At 71.6% G+C, this 15811-nt stretch carries 14 protein-coding genes and 1 pseudogene; 9 read left to right on the top strand and 6 right to left on the bottom strand.

The annotated features are described in order from the left end of the window. Positions 1–16: 16 nt before the first annotated feature. On the top strand, positions 17–304 hold the full coding sequence (locus tag AB0C33_RS25025; protein ID WP_358291869.1) for a hypothetical protein: 288 nt from the start codon (positions 17–19) through the stop codon (positions 302–304). Here AB0C33_RS25025 and AB0C33_RS25020 read toward each other — a convergent pair. Next, positions 288–995: a GntR family transcriptional regulator gene (locus AB0C33_RS25020; RefSeq protein ID WP_358291867.1), complete on the bottom strand. Its 708-nt coding sequence runs from the start codon at positions 993–995 to the stop codon at positions 288–290. The two genes, AB0C33_RS25025 and AB0C33_RS25020, sit on opposite strands and share 17 nt — an antisense overlap. Positions 996–1161: 166 nt before the next feature. Here AB0C33_RS25020 and AB0C33_RS25015 point away from each other — a divergent pair, with 166 nt between their 5' ends. Both AB0C33_RS25015 and AB0C33_RS25010 read left to right on the top strand, forming a co-directional pair. Then, positions 1162–1344, top strand: coding sequence for a hypothetical protein (locus tag AB0C33_RS25015; protein WP_358291865.1), 183 nt, complete (start codon positions 1162–1164; stop codon positions 1342–1344). Positions 1345–1395: 51 nt separating this feature from the next. Then, positions 1396–3858 (top strand): SpoIIE family protein phosphatase, encoded by a 2463-nt coding sequence (locus AB0C33_RS25010; protein ID WP_358291863.1) that lies wholly within the window; start codon positions 1396–1398, stop codon positions 3856–3858. Here AB0C33_RS25010 and AB0C33_RS25005 read toward each other — a convergent pair. The 3 genes from AB0C33_RS25005 to AB0C33_RS24995 form a co-directional block, all read right to left on the bottom strand. Beyond that, the gene (locus AB0C33_RS25005; protein WP_358291861.1) at positions 3848–4783 is read right to left on the bottom strand and encodes an aldose epimerase family protein; all 936 of its coding nucleotides are present in this window, start codon (positions 4781–4783) and stop codon (positions 3848–3850) included. The two genes, AB0C33_RS25010 and AB0C33_RS25005, sit on opposite strands and share 11 nt — an antisense overlap. After that, on the bottom strand, positions 4780–5742 hold the full coding sequence (locus tag AB0C33_RS25000) for a LacI family DNA-binding transcriptional regulator (protein ID WP_358291859.1): 963 nt from the start codon (positions 5740–5742) through the stop codon (positions 4780–4782). Before AB0C33_RS25000 ends, AB0C33_RS25005 begins: the two co-directional genes overlap by 4 nt. Positions 5743–5824: 82 nt before the next feature. Next, entirely contained in the window at positions 5825–6619 is a 795-nt protein-coding gene (locus tag AB0C33_RS24995) for an NAD(P)-dependent oxidoreductase (protein ID WP_358291857.1), read from the bottom strand. Positions 6620–6754: 135 nt separating this feature from the next. Between AB0C33_RS24995 and AB0C33_RS24990 the strand changes: the two genes are divergently transcribed. The 5 genes from AB0C33_RS24990 to AB0C33_RS24970 all read left to right on the top strand — a co-directional run bounded on the left by AB0C33_RS24990 (position 6755) and on the right by AB0C33_RS24970 (position 11602). Next, on the top strand, positions 6755–8062 hold the full coding sequence (locus tag AB0C33_RS24990; protein ID WP_358291855.1) for a sugar ABC transporter substrate-binding protein: 1308 nt from the start codon (positions 6755–6757) through the stop codon (positions 8060–8062). Further along, entirely contained in the window at positions 8059–8985 is a 927-nt protein-coding gene (locus AB0C33_RS24985; RefSeq protein WP_358291853.1) for a sugar ABC transporter permease, read from the top strand. The genes AB0C33_RS24990 and AB0C33_RS24985 overlap by 4 nt, the downstream gene beginning before the upstream one ends. Further along, positions 8982–9842, top strand: coding sequence for a carbohydrate ABC transporter permease (locus tag AB0C33_RS24980; protein WP_358291850.1), 861 nt, complete (start codon positions 8982–8984; stop codon positions 9840–9842). The genes AB0C33_RS24985 and AB0C33_RS24980 overlap by 4 nt, the downstream gene beginning before the upstream one ends. 66 nt (positions 9843–9908) lie before the next feature. After that, positions 9909–10670 (top strand): IclR family transcriptional regulator, encoded by a 762-nt coding sequence (locus tag AB0C33_RS24975; protein ID WP_358291848.1) that lies wholly within the window; start codon positions 9909–9911, stop codon positions 10668–10670. A 23-nt stretch (positions 10671–10693) separates the two neighbouring features. Then, on the top strand, positions 10694–11602 hold the full coding sequence (locus AB0C33_RS24970; RefSeq protein ID WP_358291846.1) for a 5-dehydro-4-deoxyglucarate dehydratase: 909 nt from the start codon (positions 10694–10696) through the stop codon (positions 11600–11602). A gap of 60 nt (positions 11603–11662) precedes the next feature. Here the strand turns inward: AB0C33_RS24970 and AB0C33_RS24965 are convergent, their stop codons facing one another. Next, positions 11663–13135 carry an aldehyde dehydrogenase (NADP(+)) gene (locus AB0C33_RS24965; protein ID WP_358291844.1) on the bottom strand — a complete coding sequence of 491 codons (1473 nt, stop codon included), beginning with the start codon at positions 13133–13135 and terminating at the stop codon, positions 11663–11665. Between the two features lie 107 nt (positions 13136–13242). Between AB0C33_RS24965 and AB0C33_RS24960 the strand changes: the two genes are divergently transcribed. Further along, the gene (locus AB0C33_RS24960; RefSeq protein WP_358291842.1) at positions 13243–14499 is read left to right on the top strand and encodes a glucarate dehydratase family protein; all 1257 of its coding nucleotides are present in this window, start codon (positions 13243–13245) and stop codon (positions 14497–14499) included. A gap of 592 nt (positions 14500–15091) precedes the next feature. Here AB0C33_RS24960 and AB0C33_RS24955 read toward each other — a convergent pair. Then, a pseudogene (locus AB0C33_RS24955) lies at positions 15092–15811 on the bottom strand (hypothetical protein); the annotation flags it as partial.

Raw genomic sequence — 15811 nt, 5'->3', positions numbered from 1 at the left:
TACTCTATTCATATAGATGGCCGATCACGTTCAGTGGCGTCGTGCGTCGTCCGCCGTCATGACGTACCCGCTGATCCATCTCACCGACGTCCACGTCGTGCCCGAGGGGCCGCTGCACGGCTCGGCGGCCTCGCACCGGCTGCCGGCGGAGGCGGTCGGGGAGGCCGCGCGGGCGCGGCCGCTGCAGGCGTTCACCCGCGTGGACCTCGGCCCGTCAGGGGCGCTCGCCACGCTCGTGCCGCTGTCGGCCGCGCCGCCGGTCCACGAGCCGGACACCGAGGTCCTGCTCAGTCATATCGGGTGACGAACGAGATCATGTCGCCGCGGCAGCGCCGCTCGACGTGACACAGGGGCTGCCCGTCGTGCGTGAGCAGCCCCTCCCGCACCAGCACCGCCTCGCCCGCCTGCATCTCCAGCATGCTCTGGTCGTGCAGGTCGGCGGGCTCGGCCGAGATGGCGTGCCAGGCGTAGCGGTAGGCGTGCCCGGCGGCCTCCAGCGCGGCGAGCACGCCCGCCCTGGCGTCGAGGCGCAGCCCGGCCAGCTCGGGGGCCAGGCGGTAGCGGCTGAGCACGCAGGGCCGCTCGGCGTTGCGGAGCAGGGTGGTGATCTCGTGCACGACGCCGCCGGGCAGCCGCAGGTGACCGGCCGCCACCGGATGCGCCGCCTCCGCGCGCTCCACGACCCGCTCGCCGCCGCCGAACACGCCCGCCATGCCCGCGATGTCCGAAGGGCGGTGCCGACGCGTCTCGGGGTCGACGGAGACCTCGATCCGGCGCGGCGCCCGCCTGACGAAGCTCCCGAGCCCCTGCCGGGTCTCGACCAGGCCGGCCTTGCGCAGCTCCACCATCGCCTGGCGGGCGGTCAGCCGGTGGACGCCGTAGCGCTCGGCCAGCGCGTCCTCGGTCGGCAGGCGCTCGCCCGGCGCCAGCTCGCCCGACTCGATGGACCTGCCGAGGGCTTGGGCGATCTCCCGGTAGCGGGCTTGTCGTGGCACGTGAACACCTTAAAGGCGCCGCGGGGTTCATCCTCCGGCCACATGCGGGCAGCCATTCCGCCGCCCCTGGATCCTCGGCGGCTCACTCACCGGCCTGGCCGGCCTGCTCCTGCCGGCAACGGCCGGTTCCGTCCCCTTGGTCGCGCTCGGCTGGATCGTCGCCGCCATGCCGCTGCTCAAGGCGGCGACCGCGAGCGTGGCCGTCGTGGTGCTGGTGGCCGTGGTCTCGGAGGCGGCGACCGGCGTCTATTACGCGATCGACCTCGGCATGGTGACCCAGGTGCTGCCCGACGAGCGGCGGCCGGGAGCACCTTCTTCACAACCGGAGGTATCAACGGCACCCATCTGACACTCTGACTGTGACCGAACTGCCACAACGAGTGATGTTCTAGGACGCACAGTGGACACGACCAGAGTGTCGAGCACAGCCTTCGACGGCACTCCGCACGCCCCGGCGCACGCGCGCCGCTTCATCCGCCAGGTGCTCGGCGAGTGGCGCCTGGGCCACCTGACGGAGGACGCGGTGCTGCTGACCAGCGAGCTCGTCACCAACGCCGTGCTGCACGCGGGCACCGGCATCGAGCTGACCTGCCGCCTCGACGTCGCGGCGAGCCCGGCCAGGCTGGAGATCGAGGTCGACGACCACCGGCCCGGCAGGACGGTCCCGACCCCCGAGGCCATGTCCACCGACCCCGCGCGCACGTCCGGGCGCGGGCTGGCGCTGGCCGCCATGCTGGCCGACGCCTGGGGCGTCACCTACACCAGGACCGCCAAACGGGTGTGGGTCCGCATGGAGCTGACCGACGGGCCCGACCACCAGGAGGTCATGGTCGGCACGCCGGGCCTGGCGCCCGCCACCGTGGCCGCGCCCATCGAGGGGCTGCACGTCGGGGTGCTGCTCGCCGACGGCGACGGGACCGTGCAGTCGTGGAACTCCGAGGCCGAGCACCTGCTGGGCTGGACGTCCGAGCAGGCCGTCGGCAGGCCGCTGGCCGACCTGGTGGCCTGGCGCGGCCACGGCCCGTACGCGATGTCCCTGGCCGGCACCCTGTCCCTGGGCCGCTGGCGGGGCGAGGCGCGCATGCGCCACCTCGACGGCCGGCTGATCCCCGTCTACGTCTCCCACGTGCGCAGCCGCGGCGGGTCGCAGGACCGGCGGTCGATCTGGATGATGGTGGCCGGCGACCACCGCTACGTGCTGACGCCGCCGGCCGCGCCGCTGCGCAGGGAGGCCGGGCGGCGGATCAAGGACCTGCTCGACCGGGACATGCCGTTCGCGGAGCTGCTGGACACCATCGCGCGGATCGTCCAGACCAGCAGCGGCGGCGACGCGGCGTACGTGCTGCTGGCCGCCGAGGGCGGCGACCGGTTCGGCGTGGCGGCGGGCGCGGGCGCGACGGCGGGGCTGGTCGGCGTGCTGGCCGCGGGCGTGTTCGGCCCCGACGGCAGGACGCCGTCGATGATCGACGACCTGCTGGCCGGCGACGTCGAGCTGGCCCAGCAGCTGCGGGCCAGGTCGCTGGCGTGCGCGCCGATGAGCGTGGGCGGCGAGGTGACCGGCTACATCGTGGTGACCGCGGCCCAGCCGGGCCGCTTCGACCAGGAGCTCACGGTCAGCCTGCAGCACATCGCCGACCAGGTGGCCGTGCCGGTGCAGCGCGAGCGGCTGGCCGAGCGCGAACGCGCCCACCGGGGCCGCCTGTCGTTCCTGGCCGAGGCGGGCGAGCTGCTGGCCGGGGTGCACGACGAGGAGCTGATCGCCGCGCTGACCGCGCAGCTCGTCGTGCCCAAGATCGCGACGTGGGCGGCGGTCTACCTGACCGATCTGGCGGGCATGACCAGGCTGGCGCACGTCTGGCACAGCGAGGAGCGCTACAACGCCAACCTGCGCAGGTCGCTGCCGGCGATCCCGCGCACCGCGCTCAACGAGGTGAGCTGGCCGGTCGGCCCAGAGACGGTGCTGTCGTTCCCGCTGCTCACGCAGGGCAGGTCGCACGGCGCGCTGGTGATCGGCCGCGCCGAGCCGACCCTGCCGCTGGAGCTGGCCGACCTGCTGGCCGACCTGTGCCGGCTGGTCGCGCTCAACCTGCACACCGCCATGCTGTACGCCCGCCAGGCGACCACCTCCCGGGTGTTGCAGCGCAGCCTGCTGCCCATGCGCGTGGCCCCCATGCCGGGCCTGGAGTCGGCGGTCGTCTACGAGCCGGCCGAGGAGGGCGCCGACGTGGGCGGCGACTTCTACGACCTGTTCACCGTCTCCGACCACTGGTGCTTCGCCCTCGGCGACGTGTGCGGCAGCGGCCCCGAGGCGGCCGCGGTGACCGGCCTGGCCCGGCACGCCGTCCGGCTGCTGGCCAAGGAGCACTACACGGTGGCCGACATCCTCGACCGGCTCAACCAGGCCCTGCTGGAGGAGGGCGACGACGGCCGTTTCCTGAGCCTGCTGTGCGGCGAGCTGATCCCGCTGCCCCAGGGCGGCGCGCTGTGCACGATCGCGTCCGCCGGGCACCCGCCGCCGCTGCTGCTGCGCGCCGACGGCGCGGTCGACACGGTGGCCGCGCCGCAACTGCTGCTCGGCGTCGAGGCCGGCGCCAGGTTCTACGTCGAGACGTTCGAGCTGGCGCCGGAGGAGGTGCTGCTGTGCGTCACCGACGGCGTGACCGAGCGGCGCGACGGCGACCGGCTGCTCGACGACGACGACGGCCTGTCGGCGCTGCTGTCCACCTGCCGCGGACTGAGCGCCCACGCGGTGGCCGAACGCGTGCGGCACGCGGTCGAGACGTTCGCCCAGGAGCCGTCGCAGGACGACGTGGCGCTGCTGGTCATCAAGGCCGCGACGGAGCTGCGCGGGGTCAGGCCGTGAAGCGGTAGGTGGTCGAGGAGGTGTGGCGCTCGCCGGGCCGCAGCACGGTGGAGGGGAAGTGCGGCTGGTTCGGCGAGTCGGGGAAGTGCTGGGTCTCCAGGCACAACCCGGCGAAGGGCCCGTACGGCGTGGCCACCCCGTCGAGCATGCCGCCCGTGTAGAACTGCACGCCCGGCTCGGTGGTGGTCACCCGCATGGTCAGGCCGCCCGCGCTGACCTCGATGTCGCCGTCGAGCACGTAGCAGTGGTCGTAGGCGCCGCCCATCCGCTCGCCCACCGCGTGCGGCTCGGTGAAGTCGAAGGGGGTGCCCTTGACCGGCGCGAGCTCCCCGGTGGGGATCTTGCCGTCGTCCACCGGGAGGTAGTGGGCGGCCTCCAGCCTGACCAGGTGGCCGAGCACGTCGCCGCCGCCGGTCAGGTTGAAGTAGGAGTGGTTGGTGAGGTTGAGCACGGTGGGCGCGTCGGTCTCGGCGGCGTAGTCGAGGCGGAGGGCGTCGTCCTCCAGGGTGTAGGTGACCGCGGCGGTGAGCGTGCCGGGGTAGCCCTGGTCGCCGTCGGGGCTGGTCAGTTCGAGGGTGACGGAGGCGGGGGTGCGGGCGGTGATCGTCCATACCTTGCCGTCGAAGCCCTCGGTGCCGCCGTGCAGGCTGTTGGGGGCGTGGTTGACGGGCAGGCGGTGCTCGCGGCCGTCGAGGGTGAAGCAGCCGCCGGCGATGCGGTTGCCGTAGCGGCCGACCACGGCGCCGAAGTAGCGGCTGCGGGTGCGGTAGTCCTCCAGCGTGTCCAGGCCGAGCACGACGTCGAGGCCGGAGACCGCCAGCGAGCGCAGGACGGCGCCGTAGGTCAGCACCTCGGCGCGCAGCCGTCCGGACGACAGCTCCACGCGCTCGACGGTCTCCCCCGACGGCAGCGTTCCGAAGATCATGAGTTGGCCTTTCCCGTGGACTCGCGGACGATGAGGTCGGTGTCCAGGTTGATCACCGCGCCCTCGCCCTCTGACTGCAGCAGCAGATCGACCGCCATCCGGCCGGCCACCGCGGCGGGCATCGCCACCGTGGTGAGCTTGGGCCGGCCGAGCCGCCCCGGCAGGATGTCGTCGAACCCGATCACGCTGATCCGGCCCGGCACCTCGACGTCCATCGCGGTGAGCCCTTCGATGAGGCCCAGCGCGACGAGGTCGTTGTAGGCCAGCACGCCGGTCGCCCCGCAGGCGGCCACCTCCGGCGCCACCGCCAGGCCGCCGGACTCGGTGGGCTGGTTGGGGCCGAAGAACAGCAGGTCGAGGCCCGGCATCTCGGCCGCGGCGGCCTGCATCTCGTTGCTGGTCCACGAGCCGGGCGGGCCGGACAGCAGGGCGATCCTGCGGTGGCCGAGCCCGGCCAGGTGCTCCAGCGCGAGCCTGGCGCCCTTGCCGACGTCCATCAGCACCGCGGGCATGCCCTTGATCCGCCGGTTGACCAGCACGAACGGCACGTCCTCCGCCAGGCGTTCGATCATCCGGTTGGACAGCCGGGGGCTGCACAGCAGCACGCCGTCCACCTGCTTGGCGAACGTGCGGATCAGCTCCTCCTCGACCCGCGGATCCTCGTCGGTGTCGGCCACGAAGACGTGGTAGTCACGCCCCCGCGCCTGCGCCTGCGCGGCCTTGATCAGCGGCGGGAAGAAGGGGTTGGCGATGTCGGCGACGATGAGGCCGAGGTTGAACGTGCGGCCGGTCGTCAGCGCCCTGGCCGCCCTGTTGGGCCGGTAGCCGAGGTCGTCGGCGGCGGCCAGCACCCGGTTCCGCGTGGCAGGATTGACCAGGTGCGGCGCCGAGAACGTGCGCGAGACGGTCGAGACGTGCACGCCGCAGGCGCGGGCGACGTCTTTGATCGTCACCGTCATGGCCGTCCTCCTTGCAAACGGTTGCCAGAGCCAAGCCTTGACCTTCGGCGGTCCCGGCGTCAAGGTTTCTGCAACCGTTTGCCTACCAGGAGCCGCCGAGTTCGTTGAGCGTGAACATCCCGCCGGCGCGGTCGTGCACCAGGTCCGACAGGTCGGGCTCGCCCTGTTCGGCGACGAGGGCGGCGGCCTGCGGCTCGGAGTCGTCGCGGGGCTCGTAGCCGAGGCGGCGGGCCTCCTCCAGCGACCACCACCGGCGGGCGTTGCCGGACACGCCCCAGACGACGTGGTAGCCGGGCGCGACCAGCGCGGCCTCCACCAGGCGGGCGAGGTCGCCGGGCGAGATCCAGGTGGCCAGGCCGCGGGTGTCGGCCGAGCCCTCGTTGCAGGTGCCGAGCCTGATCACGGTCACGTTCATGCCGAACCGGTCGTGGTACAGGCTGCCCAGGGCCTCCATGACGACCTTGCTGACGCCGTAGAAGGTGTCGGGCCGCGGGAAGGCGTAGTCGGGCAGGTCGGAGCCGTCCCGCGGCCTGGTGTGGAAGCCGGCCGCGTGGTGGCTGCCCATAAGCACCAGGTGCCGGACGCCCTCGTTCCTGGCGGCCTCCATGAGGACCTGGGTGCCGTTGACGTTGGCGTGCACGATGTCCTCCCACGGGTGCTCGCGGCTCTGGCCGCCCAGGTGGAGGACGGCGTCCACGCCCTTCATGGCCTCGGCCACGGCCGCGCGGTCGGCCAGGTCGGCGCCCGCCCATTCCTCGCCCGGGCCCGGCTCGACCGGCCGGAGGTCGGAGAGCCGCAGCGTACGGCCTGGACGGGCGAGCCGCGGACGGAGCAGCGTGCCGACTTTTCCCGCGGCGCCGGTCATCAGAATGCGCATGCCCACCGTTGTACACAATTCTGATTCAAATTCACATACTTGAATATTGACCGCCTTGTCTCGCGCTAGTTACCTTCACAGGAACAAGTTCATACACACGACACGTGTCCACGTATGTGAACGGGAGGCGGTCTGATGTCACGCCGTTTGCTGGGGGTCGTGCTCGCCGCGGCCCTGGCCGCAACGCTGACGGGCTGCGGTTCCGGGGGATCGAGCAAGAACGACACGCTGGAGATCTGGATCAGGCAACCGCCCGACTCCGATTCCGCGAAGACGGCGGTGAAACTCGCCGACGCCTTCACCAAGGCCACCGGGGTCAGGACCAAAGTCGTCGCGCTCTTCGACGACTTCGAGACGAAACTCAACCAGCAGGCCGCCCAGAAGGCGCTTCCCGACATCGTCATCAACGACACCGCCCAACTCGGCAACATGCATTCGCAGGGCTGGCTGCAGGAGGTCGACAAGGGCCGGCTGGCCGGCGGCGACCAGCTCTCCGACCTGGCCTGGAAGGCGGCCACCGGCTCCGACGGCAAGTTCTACGGCGCCCCCTTCTCCGCGCAGGCCTTCGCCCTGATCGTGCGCAAGGACTGGCGGGAGAAGATCGGCATGCGACCGCCGGCGACCTGGGCCGACCTGGCCGCGCTCGCGCGCGCCTTCACCGAGAAGGACCCGGACGGCAACGGGCAAAAGGACACCGCGGGCTTCGTGATCCCGGCCGGCACCAAACGCGGCTACGCCTCCTGGTACGCCTCCTCCCTCGTCTACGCCAACGGCGGCGACTTCGTGAAGCCCACCGGACCCGGCAAGTTCGCCGCGATGACGGACGATCCCAGGACCGTCGAGGCCGTCCAGTTCCTCCAGGACCAGTTCTGCAAGAGCAAGACGGTCAATCCGGGCGCGGTGAGCAACGACACCACCGTCACGCACGAGGTGTTCGAGAAGGGACAGGGCGGCATCTACCTGGTCGGGCCGTACGTGCTGGCCCGGTTCGTCAAGAGCGTCGGGACCGACAGGATCGAGGTGCTGCCGGTGCCCAAGGGCCCGTCCGGCGGCCCCGGCACTCTCGGCGAGGGCGAGAACGTCTACCTCATGGTCGGCTCGGACCTGGCCGACGCCCAGAAGAAGTTCGCCGAGTTCGCGATCTCCCCCGAAGGCCAGCGGATCGGCATGAACAAGGACGCCAACGGCGCGATCGTCCGTCTGCCCGTGAACAAGGGCGTCGACCTGGCCGCCGAGCGGCAGGACCCGCGCTGGAAGGTGTTCCAGGAGTCCTACGAGCACGCCGTCTACGCGCCGCCGGTGCCCAACTGGGCGCCCATCCGGCAGGACTCGGCCGACGTCATCAACACGGTGTGGGCCGACTGCGGCGCCGACGTCAAGGCCAAGATGGCCGAGCTGACCGCCAGGCTCAACCAGGAACTGCAGAGCCAGAAAGCGTCATGACCGCGACCGTCACGGGGACGCCGGCGACAACGGCCGCCCCGCGCCGCCGCGCCGGGCGGGCGCGGCGGCGCGGAACGCTGGTCGCCTGGCTGTTCCTCGCGCCCGCCCTGCTGTTGTTCCTCTACTTCAAGTTCATCCCGATGGCCCTCGGCCTGTGGAAGAGCTTCAACAAGGTCCAGTACGCCTCCGACGAATGGGTCGGACTCGGCAACTACCGCACGATCATCGCCGACGACGCGTTCGTCTCGGCCGCCTGGCACAGTCTCGTGCTGGCGCTCGGCACCACGGTCGGCTCGCTCCTGCTCGGGCTCGTGCTCGCGCTGCTCATCGAGGGGCCCGCCCGCTACCTGTGGTTCGTCAGGACCGCGGCCTTCCTCCCGGTCGTCACCACGATGGCGGCGGTGGCCGAGGTGTGGCGGATCATGTTCCATCCGGGCGACACCGGCCTGCTCAACGTCGTCATCGGCTGGGTGGGCGTCGATCCGCAGCCGTGGCTGGGCAGCGAGGACTCCTCGCTCTGGTCGATCATGATGATGAGCGTCTGGCGTGGGACGCCGTACGACATGATGATCTTCCTGGCCGGTCTGGTCGGCGTGGACCGCAGCCTGTACGAGGCCGCCGCCGTCGACGGCGCCGCCACCCGGCACCGGCTGCGGCACATCACGTTGCCGGCGTTGCGGCCGGTGTTCTGGATCCTGTTCACGCTGGCCGCCATCCGCGGGCTGCGGGTGTTCGTCGAGGTCTACGTCCTGACCAACGGCGGCCCCAACGGCTCGTCGGAGGTGCTGATGACGCTGATCTACAAGCTCGGCTTCCAGAAGAACGAGCTGGGGGTGGCCGCCGCGGGCGGGATCGTGCTCTTCCTGGCCACGCTGGCGCTCACCCTGGTCGTGCAGACGCTGCGCAGGAGGCAGGCGACATGAGGTTCGACAGCGCCCTGGGCCTGGAGGCGCGCAAGGGGCCGGCGGCCACCCTCGGGAAGGTCGCGCTCTACTCGGCGATGGTCCTGGTGTTCACCGGGCCGCTGGTGGGGCTGCTGGTCAGCGCGTTCAGCAGGACGCTCGACCCGACGTCCTTCTCGTTGTGGCCGGACGACCTCACGCTGGAGAACTTCGTCCAGGCCGGGGAGAAGAACGTCTACCTGTACCTGGTCAACTCCTTCGTCGTCGTGGGGTTCGGGCTGCTGCTGCAACTGCTGGTGAGCGTGTTCGCGGCGTACTCGCTGGCGCGCAAGCGGTTCCGCGGCATGACCGTCGTGATGCTGCTCATGCTGGCCACGATGATGCTGCCCGAGGAGATCATCGCGATCCCGCTGTCGCTCGTCCTCGCCGACCTGCCCGTCCTGCACCTCAACCTGATCGGCACGTACGCCGGGATGATCCTGCCCGTCGGCGCCTGGGGCTTCTCGATCCTGGTCATGACGGAGTTCATGAAGGAGGTGCCGGTCGAACTGGAGGAGGCGGCCCGCATCGACGGCGCGGGCGAGCTGCGCGTCTTCGCGACGATCATCGTGCCGCTGTGCCGGCCGGCGCTCGGCGTGATCGGCGTCTTCGGCTTCACCATGATCTGGGACCAGTACCTGCTGCCGCTGATCGTCTCGACGGACTCCAGCACCTGGACCCTGCCCATCGCCCTGCGCTCGCTCCGCTCCGACGAGGAGGTCGGCATCGGCGTGCTGCTCGCGGCCTCGCTGCTGGCGCTGCTGCCGTCGATCATCGTGTTCCTGGCGTTCCAGCGGCAGTTCATGCGGGGTCTGACAAGTGGCGCGATCAAGGGTTGATGTCCATGTATCTGGACGGGATCCCATATCCTGACACCCTGAAGCCGCCGCCGAGATGGGACGAGTATGGAGCCACAGCTGGTCAAGTCCGCCGAGCGGACCGTACGCATCCTGGAGACCCTGGCGGAGTCCGCCGCCCCCATGACGCTGTCGGAGCTTCAGCGGCGCACCGGCTTCCCGCGCAGCAGCCTCCATGCCCTCATGCGCACCCTCGTCGAGCTCAACTGGGTCGAGACCGACACGACCAGGTCGGCGTTCGGGATCGGGCCGCACGCCCTGCTGACCGGCACCGCCTACCTCGACAAGGACCCGGCCCTGCGCTTCGCCCAGGAGACCCTGGAGGACCTGCGGGACGAGATCGGCCAGACCGTGCACTTCGCCCGCAGGGACGAGGCCCACGTCCTCTACCTGGCCACCCGCGAGTCGCGCGAGGCCGGTCACGTGATCCCCAGGGTGGGCCGGCGGCTGCCCGCCCACGTCACCGCGCTCGGCCAGGTGCTGCTCGCCCAGCTCACCGACGACGAGGTCGTGGCCCTGCTGCCCGACCCGCTGCGGGCGCTGACCGAGCACACCATCACCGACCTGACCAAGCTGACCGACGAGCTCGACCAGGTCCGCACCCGCGGCTGGGCCCTCGAACGCGAGCAGGGCACCCCCGGCGTGGCCTGCGTGGCCGTGGCGGTCGACTACCGCATCCCGGCCACCGACGCGATCAGCTGCTCGATGCCGGCCGCGTCGCCGCCCGCCGAGATCGAGCGCGTCACCGAAGCGGTGATCAAGCACACCCGCAAGCTGGCTGCCACTCTGCGCAGGGAGGGCATCCGCTAGACCCCTCGTTGGAAGGACTGCCGATGCGGCTGGATGGTGTTCTCTTCTTTCCCGTGACCCCCTTCGACGGCGACGGCGCCGTCTCGGAGCCGGTGCTGGCCGAGCACGTCTCCGCCGGGGTCGCGGCCGGGGCGGGAGCAGTGTTCGCCGCCTGCGGCACCGGTGAGTACAACGCCCTCGACCTCGCCGACCACGCCAAGGTCATGGCCACGTCGGTGGCGGCGGCGGGCGGGCGCGTGCCGGTGTTCGGCGGGGCGGGCGGGCCGCTGCCCACCGCCAGGGCCACCGCGCGGGCCGCCGCCGACAGCGGGGCCGACGGGTTGCTGCTGCTGCCGCCGTACCTGGTCAGCGCCCCGCCCGCGGGGCTGGTGCGGTACGTGCGGGAGGTCGCGGCGGCCACCGACCTGCCGGTCGTCATCTACCAGCGGGGGAACGCGCGCTTCTCCCCCGCCGCCGTGGCCGAGCTCGCCGCCCTGCCGAACGTGATCGGCTTCAAGGACGGGCTGGGCGACCTCGACCTTCTCCAGCGCATCATCCTGACCGTCCGGGCGGCCGCGCCCGCCGGGGAGTTCACGTTCTTCAACGGACTGCCCACCGCCGAGCTGACCGTGCCCGCCTACCGGGGGCTCGGGGTGAACCTGTACTCCAGCGCCGTGTTCGCCTTCGCGCCCGAGATCGCGCTGGCCTTCCACCAGGCGGTGACCCGCGGGGACGACCTGCTCGTGCGGCGGCTGCTCACCGGGTTCTACCTGCCGCTGGTGGAGCTGCGGGACCTGGTGCCGGGGTACGCGGTTTCGCTGGTCAAGGCAGGCGTACGGATGCAGGGGCTGGACGTCGGCGGCGTCCGCGCCCCCCTGACGGACCCGGCCCCCGACCATCTGGCCATCCTGCGCCACCTCATCGCGAGGGGCCTCGAACTGGCCACGCCCTGACCCGCTCCTGGCTTCGAGAAGCGCCTGGTGGGCCCGCTTTCCAGGGCCGTGGGCGGCCTGTCACGCCGTCCGCGGGCGGCCGTCCACCCGGCGCGGGATCCCGAGGGGGTTGGCGTCCTTGAGCTCGTCCGGGAGCAGCGCCTCCGGCCAGTCCTGGTACGCGACCGGCGCCACCCACCGCCCGATCGCCGTCGCCCCCACCGACGTGTACGCCGACGTCGACGCGGGCCACGGTCCACCGTGGTGCATCGCCCAGCAGACCGCCACCCCGGTCGGCCATCCGTTCCAGATCAGCCGCCCCGCCTTCCGGCCGAGCACCTCGACGATCGCCTCGGCCTCGTCCGGATCACCGCCGTGAACGGTCGCCGTGAGCGACCCCTCCAGCCGCTCCAGCACCCTCCTCAGCTCGGAAATTTCCCGATAGGTCACTACAACAGCCGCCGGTCCGAAGCACTCCTCCGCGATCCCCGGCAGCCGCTCGCCGAACGACTCCAGATCGGTCGTGAACACCTTGGGCGCCACCGCCCAGGCCCCCTCCCCCGGCTTCCCCTCCGCCAGCAGGGTCAGCTCGCCGAGCCGGCCGAGCCCGCCCAGATACCCGTCCCTGATCCGCTCGGCCAGCATGGGGCCGCCGCTCGTGCCCTCCACCGCCGCGACCAGCGCCTTGCGCAACTCGTCGTCCTCGGGCACGAACACGACCCCCGGGTTCGTGCAGAACTGCCCGACCCCCAGCGTCAGCGACGCCGCGAACCCGCTCGCCACCTCCTGCGCCGGCGCCGACGGCAGCACCACGACGGGGTTGACGCTGCCCAGCTCGCCGTAGAAGGGGATGGGCGTCTCCCGCTCGTCGATCAGCTTCTGGATCGCCTTGCCGCCCGCCACCGACCCGGTGAACCCGGCCGCGACCACCCGCGGGTGGCGTACCAGGTCGGCACCCGCCTGCATCCCCTGCACCAACCCGAGCAGGTCCGGATAGGGCAGGGCGTTCCGTACGATCTTCGCCACCCGCTCGGACGTGTGCGGATGCCCCGGATGCGCCTTGACCACCACGGCACACCCCGCGGCCAGTGCCGAGGCGGTGTCCCCGCCGGCCACCGAGAACGCGAACGGGAAGTTGCTCGCCGCGAACACCGCGACGACCCCGGGCCGCGGATGGTTCATCCGCCGCACGTCCGGCCGCGGCGGCGTGAGCGCCGGGTCCGCGTGGTCGATGACGGCCTCCAGATAGCCGCCGTCCCTGACGACCTGGGCGAAAAGCCGGAACTGGCCGGCCGTACGCGCCACCTCGCCCCGCAGCCGCGCCTCTCCGAGCGCGGTCTCCCGGTCGGCGAGTTGCCACAGTTCGTCCACGTGCGCGGTGAGCGCGTCGGCGACGGCCTCCAGCGCCGCCGCCCGCTCGTCCGCCGGGGTGGCGCGCCACGCGGCCCCGGCCGCCGTCGCCGCGGAGACGATCAAGTCGACCCCGGCGCCGTCGGTCTCGGGCAGGCCGCCGCCCACGGTCTCACCGGTCCTGGGGTCGTATCCGTAGATCATCGAGTGGCCCTTCGGAGTCTTGACACTTTCTCCGCCCGATTCTTACAGTTGCGGCAACCTGTCCACAAATCTGGCCATTGTTCACATATATGGACGGCGGTTCTGAAATGATTATCCGGCAGATCCACGTCACCCCCGTCGCCTTCCGGGACCCGCCCCTCCTCAACGCCGCCGGCGTGCACGAGCCGTGGGCCCTGCGGACCATCGTCGAGATCGTCACGGACGAGGGCATCTCCGGACTGGGCGAGACCTACGGCGACCTCGGCCACCTCACCAAGGTCCGCGAGTGCGCGCAGGTCCTGCTCGGGCTCGACGTCCACGCGACCAACGAGATGTACGCGCGCATCGCGGCCACCGTCGGCGACGTCGTCACCGACCTGCACGGACTGACCGGCGTCGCCACCAAGGAGAAGAGCGTCGACCGGGTCTTCTCCCCCTTCGAGGTGGCCTGTCTGGACATCCGCGGCAAAGCGGCCGGCGTGCCCGTCGTGGACCTGCTCGGCGGGCGCGTCCGCGACGCCGTCCCCTACAGCGCGTACCTGTTCTACAAGTGGGCGGGCCACCCCGGCGCGGACCCCGACCGCTTCGGCCCGGCCCTCGACGAGGCGGCCCTGGTGGCGCAGGCCACCCTCCTGATCAAGGAGCACGGCTTCTCCTCGATCAAGCTGAAGGGCGGCGTCCTGCCGCCCGACCAGGAGATCGCCGGCATCCGCGCCCTGCACGAGGCGTTCCCCGGCGTCCCCCTCCGCCTGGACCCCAACGCCGCCTGGACCGTCGAGACGTCCATCCGCGTCGGCCGCGAACTCGACGGCGCCCTCCAGTACCTGGAGGACCCCACGCCGGGCATCGCGGGCATGGCCGAGGTAGCCAGGGCCGTCCCGATGCCGCTCGCCACGAACATGTGCGTCGTCACCCCCGCACACCTGCCGCCCGCCATCGCCGCCGGCGCGATCGGCGTGCTCCTGCTGGACCACCACTACTGGGGCGGCCTCGTACGATCCGCGCACATCGCCACCCTCTGCGGCACCTTCGGCCTGGACCTGTCGATGCACTCCAACTCCCACCTCGGCATCAGCCTGGCCGCGATGACCCACCTGGCCGCCGCCACCCCGAACCTGACCTTCGCCTGCGACACCCACACCCCCTGGCAGGACGGCCAGGACGTGGTGCTCCCCGGCAGCCTGCGCTTCGTCGACGGCGCCGTACCGGTGCCCACCGGCCCGGGCCTGGGCGTCGAACTGGACCGCGACGCGCTGGCGGTCATGCACGAGCAGTACGAGACCTGCGGCCTCCGCGCCCGCGACGACACGACCTACATGCGGCGCATCGAACCTTCCTTCTCCGCGAAGATCCCCCGCTGGTGAACGTCGCCTACGTCTACCCCTGGGACGTCGTCGGCGACCCGGCCGCCCCCGCCCGCCTGGCCGAGCTGGGCGTGGACACGATCGCCCTGGCCGCCGGCTACCACTCCACCCGCGCCGCCACGCCGTACCACCCGGCACACCGCGTCCTGGACGTCCCCCATCCCGCCTTCTACCTGCCGATCCGCCCCCATGCCTGGTCCCGCCTGGTCCCCGCCGCCCCCACCTGGACCCCGCCGGACGCCTACCTCCAGGCCCAGACGGCCCTGCGGCAGGCCGGCCTGAAGGTCCATGCCTGGGCCGTCCTCACGCACAACTCCTACCTCGGAAGCCGGTTCCCCGACGTGGTCGTGCGCAACGCCTTCGGCGACCCGTACCCGTACGCGCTCTGCCCTGCCTATGAGGACGTCCTGGCGTACTGCGAGACCCTCGTCACGGAGATCCTCACCCTCGCCGAACCGGACGGCCTGATCCTGGAGGCGTGCGGGCCGATGGGGTTCGGGCATCAGGGCGTGCACGAGAAGACGTCCGGCGCCGACTGGACCCCCACCGACGCCGCCCTCCTCTCGTTGTGCTTCTGCACCACCTGCGCCCCTCAATACCCCCCGGAAACCGCCGCACAAGTCCGCACCACCATCGACACCGCCAAGCCCCCCTCCACCACCCTCCCCCTCCCGACCAACCCCCCACCCGCCTCAACCATCCCCGCCGCTGCCTCCGAAACCCCGACCACCGCCCCTTCGGCTGCCGACACCTCAACCAGCTCCACCGCGACCTCTCCTCCCCCAACCGCCTCCACCGCGACCCCTTTGTCCCAAGCCGACACCACCGCGACGTCTTCGTCCCCAACCGACACCACCGCGACGTCTTTGTCCCCAACCGACACCACCGCGGCCACACGCGCGAAAGGCGTACCGCCCGCAGCTCCAAGCAGCGCACAGGCCGTCTCCCGTGCCCCCCACCCCCCGAAATCCCCCTCCGCAGGCCCCGGCACCCCGCTCCTGGACACCCCACCCCCGTGGCCCTCGGCCGCGGAGACCCCAGCTCCAGGGCTCTCAGCCTCGGAGACGTCAGCCTCAAAGACGCCAGCTTCCGGTCGGCCAACCTCAGAAATCCCACCCTCAGGGACCCCCACTTCAGGGACCCCCACTTCAGGGACCCCCACTTCAGGGACCCAAGCCTCAGAGGTCCCACCCTCACGGACCCTCACCTCAGAGACCCCACCCTCACGGACCCTCACCTCAGAGACCCCACCCTCACGGACCCTCACCTCAGAGACCCCACCCTCACGGACCCTCACCTCAGAGACCCCACC

This window comes from Nonomuraea sp. NPDC048881 (assembly GCF_040649795.1).
In the GTDB taxonomy this organism is placed as follows: Bacteria; Actinomycetota; Actinomycetes; order Streptosporangiales; family Streptosporangiaceae; genus Nonomuraea.
Note: the sequence above shows the minus strand (reverse complement) of the source record. Positions and strands in the feature narration are given on the sequence as shown.